The 6669-nt window shown below is 72.9% G+C and carries 6 protein-coding genes; 1 reads left to right on the forward strand and 5 read right to left on the reverse strand.

Going from position 1 to position 6669, the window contains the following annotated elements; genetic code table 11:
• Positions 1-12: 12 nt before the first annotated feature.
• A complete protein-coding gene (locus tag D7X96_RS04100) occupies positions 13-765 on the forward strand; it encodes a GNAT family N-acetyltransferase (protein WP_121769031.1) in 753 nt (250 codons plus the stop codon).
• Positions 766-774: 9 nt separating this feature from the next.
• On the opposite strand, the gene D7X96_RS04105 is transcribed toward D7X96_RS04100, so the two are convergent.
• The 5 genes from D7X96_RS04105 to D7X96_RS42030 form a co-directional block, all read right to left on the reverse strand.
• Positions 775-1593 (reverse strand): helix-turn-helix domain-containing protein, encoded by an 819-nt coding sequence (locus tag D7X96_RS04105; RefSeq protein ID WP_121769032.1) that lies wholly within the window; start codon positions 1591-1593, stop codon positions 775-777.
• Between the two features lie 5 nt (positions 1594-1598).
• Positions 1599-3776 (reverse strand): cation:proton antiporter domain-containing protein, encoded by a 2178-nt coding sequence (locus tag D7X96_RS04110; RefSeq protein WP_121769033.1) that lies wholly within the window; start codon positions 3774-3776, stop codon positions 1599-1601.
• A gap of 106 nt (positions 3777-3882) precedes the next feature.
• Positions 3883-4260: a response regulator gene (locus D7X96_RS04115; RefSeq protein WP_120552495.1), complete on the reverse strand. Its 378-nt coding sequence runs from the start codon at positions 4258-4260 to the stop codon at positions 3883-3885.
• Positions 4257-5888: a sensor histidine kinase gene (locus tag D7X96_RS41385; protein ID WP_279637349.1), complete on the reverse strand. Its 1632-nt coding sequence runs from the start codon at positions 5886-5888 to the stop codon at positions 4257-4259. The genes D7X96_RS04115 and D7X96_RS41385 overlap by 4 nt, the downstream gene beginning before the upstream one ends.
• Positions 5889-6115: 227 nt before the next feature.
• Positions 6116-6643: a TIGR02265 family protein gene (locus tag D7X96_RS42030; RefSeq protein ID WP_279637350.1), complete on the reverse strand. Its 528-nt coding sequence runs from the start codon at positions 6641-6643 to the stop codon at positions 6116-6118.
• Positions 6644-6669: the final 26 nt, after the last annotated feature.

Consider the following 6669-nt stretch of genomic DNA (forward strand, 5'->3'; position numbering starts at 1 on the left):
CTGCCGGCCCGCATGACGGATGCCGAACTCACTTCTCGACTTCACACCAACCTCATCGCCTTCAAACGCCTTCAAGCCGAGCGCGGCCCGCTGCGCCACCTGCACCTGCCCGGCGTGGACGCGTTCGCGCTGCCCATCTACCAGGACGCGCACTTCCAGCAGGTCCTCTTCACGGACGCGGACGCGCTGGCGGCCGCGCTGCCGGCCGTCATGGACTTCTACCGGAGCCACGGGCTGTCCCAGTGGCGCGTCACCCTGACGCCGGGGCAGCGGGACGCGACGCGCGTGCTGGGCGCCGCGGGCTACCGGCCGGACTTCACCGTGGTGGCCATGGGGGCCTGGCTGAAGGACCTGCCGGACGCGGCCCCCAGCGTGCCGGTGGAGCCCGTGGAGGACATGAACGACCTGGTCGAAATCAACGTCCAGACCTATGGCGCCGAGTGGCGGGAAATCCTCGCCGTGTGGCAGCGGCCGCCCCGCCTGCCGGTGCACACCGTGGTGGCGCGCGAGAACGGCCGGGCGCTGTCCTGCGGGCTGGTGGTGGACGTGGCGGACACGGCGGGCGTGTACCTGGTGGCCACCCTGCCGGAGGCCCGGGGGCTGGGGCTCGCGTCGGCGGTGATGCGGGGCATCATCGCCCAGGCGCGCCAGCGCGGGTGCACCGCGATGGTGCTCCAGTCCACCCCGGCGGGCATCCGCGTGTACCGGCACCTGGGCTTCCGCGACCTCGGGGCCTGGGAGCACTGGGTGCCTCCCAGGCGCTGAAGGCAGGCGCTAGCGCAGCGCTTCCAGCTCCTCCAGCGTCTCCAGCACCTGCCGCGGGTCCTGCAGGCCGTGGAGCCGGTCCGCCAGCCCACGCCCCGCGAGCCGGGCCACGTGCGCCAGCCGCATCAGCCGCGCGCGGCCCACGTGGCCGTCCACCAGCGCCACCACCAGGCGCAGGGGCTGGCCGTCCGGCGCGTCCAGCTTCAGGGGCCGCGCCAGCGTCACCAGCGCCGCCACCGGGGCCGCGCCGGCCACGAACGCGTGCGGCACCGACACGCCGTTGCCCACCTGGGAGGGGACCGCGTCCTCCCGCTTGCGCAGCCCCTCCGCGAGCGCCGCCGCGTCCTGGCCTGGCAGTGCCGCCGCCAGCCGCCCGGCCGCCACGTCCAGCGCGTCCTCGTAGTCCCCGCAGGACAGCCCCACCACCACCCGCTCCGGGGACAGCAGCGGCGCCAGCGGCGGCACGGGTTCGTGGCCGCGCGCCTCGCGCAGGGGGAACTCCGCGTCCAGGAAGGCCCGCACGCGCGCCAGCTGCGCGCCGGTGAGCTGGCGCCGCGCGATGTCCAGCATCAGCGTCCCCGCCGCGGGCACGTCCTCCAGGTAGCCCGCCACGTACGGGCTCACCCGGTTGGCCACGTCCATGAGCAGCCCCGGGGGCACGTCCAGCTCCCGGGCGATGGCCGTCAGCCGCTCCTGCGTGGGCGGCGCGTCCACGCCGTTCTCCACGCGGCTCAGGTACGCGCTGGACACGCCAATGCGGCGCGCCAGGTCGCGCAGGGACAACCCGGCATCCACCCGCAACAGACGAAGTGTGGCACCCAGGTGCATGGCGCTCAGCTCCGCGCGCCGACGGGCTGCGTCGTCTCCGGAGCCGTCCCCTGCGTCCGGGCCTGCTCCGGGGTCTGGGCCAGCACCGTCGCCGCCTCCGGATGATGCACGAGCAGCAGCGAGGCGGGCGCGTCGCGAACGATTCGCTCGCGCTGCACGCCGAACAACCGGTCTTCCAGGCCCCATTCGGCCCCCAGGCCCACCACCACGAGGTCGTAACCCGCCTTCGCTTCTTCCAGCGCTGCCTCTTCCGGCGACGCGTGGCGCACCACCTTGAGCTTCACGGAGGCGCCCTCGTCCGCGGGGAACAGCTCCTCCACCTGCGCGCGGCCCGCGCCGGTGCCCGACCCCGAGTCCTTGGGAGACGTCACGTGCAGCACCGTCACCTCCGCGCCGGCCTGCTTCACCAGCCGCCGCGCCAGGCCCAGCGCCGCCCGGTCATGCCGGCTGCCCACGAAGGGCACCAGCACCCGGCGCACCTGCGACAGGCCCCGGTCCACCAGCACCGCCACCGTGCCGCCCACCTCCTGCATCACCTCGTGCACGGTGCCGCCCAGCACCGTCTGGCTGAAGAGCGGCTTGTGCCAGCCCAGCAGCACCAGGTCCGCGCGCTTGGCCTGCGCCGTGCGGCAGATGTCCCGCGCGGGCTCCGACGACACGAACGACAGCGTGCGCACGGACAGCCCCAGCTTCTCCGCGCGTCCCACCAGGGGCGCCAGCGCGCCGCCGGACGCGGCCGCGGGGTCCAGCGCCTCCTCGCCTCGGGCCTTGAGCGAGCGCTCCGGGGACAACAGGTGCAGCGCGAAGAGGTTCGCCTCCTTGCGCTCACCTGACAGCGCGCGCGACAGCACCGCCATGCCCGGACCGGCCTGCCCATGCGACACGCACAGGAGCACCGTGTACGAGGACGCGGGCAGCGCGGGCTCTGGCGTGTGCAGCAACTGGTCGCGCGCCTGCTCCGCCGGCGAATACAGCAGCTTGAGGAACGGCGTGGTCATGAAGGTCGTGACCAGCGCCATGATGACCATCATCGTGAAGAGCGTGGGCGAGATGACGCCCAGGTCCAGGCCCAGGTTGAGCACGATGAGCTCCATCAGGCCGCGCGTGTTCATCAGGATGCCGACGGCGCCGGCCTCCCGCCACCGCAGGCCCGTGAGGCGCGCGGCCACCGCGCTGCCGCCGAACTTGCCCAGGCACGCCAGGACGATGATGACGCCGCACGTGAGCCACGCCTCCGGGGTGTCCAGCAGGCCCAGCTGCGTGCGCAGGCCGCTGAAGGCGAAGAACACCGGCAACAGCAGCACGACGGCCACGTCCTCCAGCTTCTCCGCCAGCGCCGCCGCCAGCCCGCCCTCCTTGGGAATCACCGCGCCGAACATGAAGGCGCCAAAGAGCGAGTGGATGCCGATGGACTCGGTGGTCCACGCGGACCCGAGCAGCAGCACCAGCGTGATGGCCACCACGTTCTGGGTGAGCCCCTCGCGGTTGGCCACGCGCGCGCCCAGCCGGGCGAGGAACGGCTTCACCAGCAGGAGCATGAAGCCGATGTAGAGCAGCGCGAACAGCGTGGTGAGCCCCGCGTGCGCCAGGTCCGACGCGCGCACCAGCGACACCACGAACGCCAGGATGCACCACGCCGTCACGTCGTCCACCGCCGCGCACGCGATGGCGATGGCGCCCAGCTTCGACTGCATCAGCCCGCGCTCCGTGAGGATGCGCGCCAGCACCGGGAAGGCCGTGATGCTCATGGACACGCCCATGAACAGCACGAACGAGGAGAACGGCACGTCCGGGCTGGACAGCGACTTGTAGAGCCACAGCGCGCCCGCCGCCGCGCCCAGCGCGAACGGGACGACGATGCTGGAGTGGCTGATGGCCACCGACGCGTGCCCGCGCCCCTTGAGCAGCTTGGGGTCCAGCTCCAGGCCGATGAGGAACATGAAGAGCACCAGGCCCACCTCGGCCAGCATCTTCAGGAACGGCATGGACTCCGCCGGGAACAGCCACTGCATGGCGCCCGGCGCCAGCCACCCCAAGAGCGACGGGCCCAACGCGATGCCCGCAACCACCTCCGCGATGACCAGGGGCTGCCCCAGCCACCGGGCGCCCCGGCCAATCAACCGCGACACGGTGATGATGACGATGAGCTGGACCAGGAGCTGGGCGAGCATGTGGGGATTCATCGGACAGGCCTCGCCGGGAAAGTGTTAAGGACGCACTTACCAGGGGCTCGCGCGCAGCGTCAACCCACGCGGGACGGGGAGTCCGCGGTGGGGAGCGCCTGGAAGCTCAGACGGCTTCGGGGGCCTTGTTGGAGTCCACGGCCTTGAGGAGCGTCTCCACGTCCACGGGCTTTCGCAGGTAGCCGCAGGCGCCCATCTCCTCCGCGACCTGGCGCGCGTTGGCGGACGCGGAGAAGACGAGCACGGGGATGTCCTTCCACGCCTCCACCTGGCGCATCTGACGGCCGAAGGTGGCGCCGTCCATCACCGGCATCATCATGTCCAGCAGCACCAGGGCGGGCGGCACGGATTCCCGGCGGAGCACCTCCAGCGCCTGCAGGCCGTTGCCCGCCCCCAGCACGGTGTAGCCCGCGTCGCGAAGCACTTCCTCCAGCGCCTCCCGCAGGTCCGTGTCGTCATCCACCACCAACAGCGGCCGGCTCACTCGCGCGTCTCCTTCTCCAGCGGCAGCTCCAGCGTGAAGCGCGCGCCCTCACCCGACAGGGCGGGCTCCGCCCAGGCCCGTCCGCCATGCGCCTCCGCGGCGCGGCGGGCCAGGTACAGCCCCAGTCCCAGGCCTCCATACGAATGCGAGCTGACCGCGCGGCCGAAGCGCTCGAAGATGCGCTCCACCTGGTCCACGGGCACGCCGATGCCCCGGTCGCGCACCTGGATGCGCGCGAAGCCGCCTTCCCGGCCCACGTCCACCTCCACCGGCCGCCCCGGACCGAACTTGAGCGCGTTGGATATCAACGCCGCCACCGCCTGGTCCACCCGGAGCCGGTCCCACGTCCCCCACAGCCCGCGGCGCGGCGACTGGCGCAGCTCGCACCCGGCCGCGCCGGCCTCCGCCTGGTAGCGCTCCAGCACCTCGGAGACCAGCTCCTCCAGGTCGAAGCGCTCGGGCATCAGCGACAGCTCGCCGCTGGACAGCTGGGACACGTCCAGCAGGCCCTCCACCAGCGTGCCCAGCCGGCGCACCTGGCGCACGCTGCGCTCCAGGCGCGTGACGACGTCCGGCTCCAGCCGGTGCGCCTCCGAGCGCTGCAGGAGCGTGCCCAGCTGCAGCCGCAGCGTGGTCAGCGGCGTGCGCAGCTCGTGCGCGGCCACGGTGAGGAACTCGTCGCGCAGGCGCACCGCCTCGCGCGCCTCCTGGAAGAGCCGGGCGTTCTCCAGCACCAGCCCCGTGCGGCGCGCCAGCTCCAGCGCCAGCGCCAGGTCCACCGGCGCGAGCACCCGGTCCCCCAGCGTGCCCATGGACATGACGCCCAGCCGGCCCTCGTTGCCGGGCAGGGGCACGTTCACCACGGAGCGCAGCCCCAGCCCTTCGATGGCGCGCTGGTGCGCCACGTCCCGGGTGATGGGCTCCGGGCGCTTGCGCACGTCCGGCATGAACTCCGGCTGGCCGGTGCGCAGCACGTGCGCGGGGCCCGCGGCGGCCAGGGGGTCCAGGGGGAAGCGCTGGTCCAGCTTCCACGCATGCGCGCGCCGCTCCGCGTCCGGGTGCGCCAGCGCCACCAGCCGCAGGCCGCCCTGGTCCGGGTCCTGGAGGAAGAAGGCGCACCAGTCCGCCACCCGGGGAACCATCAGCTGCACCAGCTGGTCCAACCGCGCCGCCTGCTCCAGGGACGCGGTGAGCAGCTCGCTGGCCCGGGACAGGATGTCGCGGTCCAGCTCCGCCCGGGCGCGCTCGCGCCGCACGCGGGTCTCCTCCAGCTCGCGCGCCACCGCCGGGCCCAGCCGCGCCAGCCGGTCCTTGGAGAAGCAGTCGCGCGCGCCCGCCTTCATCAGCGTGACGGCCTGGTCCTCGCTCAGCTGGCTGGACAGGACGATGAGGGGCACGTCCCGCCCCTCCTCATGGAGGAGGGACAGCACGTCCAGCGCGGTGAAGCCCAGCAGCCGCTGGTCGCACAGCACCAGGTCCCAGGCCCCGGCGGCCAGCGCGTCGCGCAGCGCCTCCAGCGTGTCCACGCGCCGCGTCGTGGGCAGGTAGCCCGCCTGCTCCAGCTCCGCCGTCACCAGCGCCGCGTCGTTGACGCTGTCCTCCACCAGCAGCAGCCGGAAGGGAGTCATGCCCGGGCCCCGGCCATCAGCCCCAGGGCCCGACAACGCCCCACCGGCCGGGAGCCTCGTGCTGCATCCATTCGCGTGACTCCTCCCGTGGGGTGTGGGCCTGTTTCACCACATGCTAGTGGCCCTCCCTGTCACGCCAGCGGGAGAAATGGCGGACGTTCACCACCGAGCGCTGGCTGGTGAACGTCCCGCGTCACGCGCCCGCGCGCAGCCCCGTCAACCCGGGATTACCAGGAGACGTCGTACTCGGTGTCCAGGAGCGACAGCTGCCGCCCGTGCACCTGGACGTCCTGCGCGCCCACGGCCTCCAGGGCGGCCTGGAGCACGCCCTCGTGGTACGGCGCGGGCATGAAGTCCCGGCGCATCACGAAGCGGGCGCTGTGGTCGCCCGTCCAGAGGACGCTGCGCTCGCCGTAGCTGACCGCGGCGCGGTAGCCTTCGGCCATGTGCTGGAGCATCCGCCAGGGGTTGCCGGCGGCCGCGTTCATCAAGTCCCGGCCGAACATGGAGGCCAGGAAGTCCACCGTGGCCTGCGTCCCGATGTAGCGCAGCGCCTGCTCCCAGTCGCCCAGCTGGGGGCGCAAGAGCCGCGTCGCCTCGGCCGCCATGGGGAGGAAGCGCGTCACCGGGTACAGGTCCGCGGCGCTCACGTCCTTGAGGCCGGACGCCGCCAGGCACTTCACCCGGGCCGGCTCGCCCTGGAGGAAGCCCACCACCCCCGCCACGCCCAGGAAGAACCTGGCTCTTATACACATCTGACGCTGCCGACGACTTAATAGGT

Source organism: Corallococcus interemptor, assembly GCF_003668875.1.
In the GTDB taxonomy this organism is placed as follows: Bacteria; Myxococcota; Myxococcia; order Myxococcales; family Myxococcaceae; genus Corallococcus; species Corallococcus interemptor.

Excerpts from the sequence above, each read along its gene's own strand:
- D7X96_RS04100 (WP_121769031.1), top strand. The coding sequence starts at position 13 with ATGACGGATGCCGAACTCACTTCTCGACTTCACACCAACCTCATCGCC.
- D7X96_RS41385 (WP_279637349.1), bottom strand. The coding sequence starts at position 5,888 with ATGACTCCCTTCCGGCTGCTGCTGGTGGAGGACAGCGTCAACGACGCG.
- D7X96_RS04110 (WP_121769033.1), bottom strand. The coding sequence starts at position 3,776 with ATGAATCCCCACATGCTCGCCCAGCTCCTGGTCCAGCTCATCGTCATC.
- D7X96_RS42030 (WP_279637350.1), bottom strand. The coding sequence starts at position 6,643 with ATGTGTATAAGAGCCAGGTTCTTCCTGGGCGTGGCGGGGGTGGTGGGC.
- D7X96_RS04105 (WP_121769032.1), bottom strand. The coding sequence starts at position 1,593 with ATGCACCTGGGTGCCACACTTCGTCTGTTGCGGGTGGATGCCGGGTTG.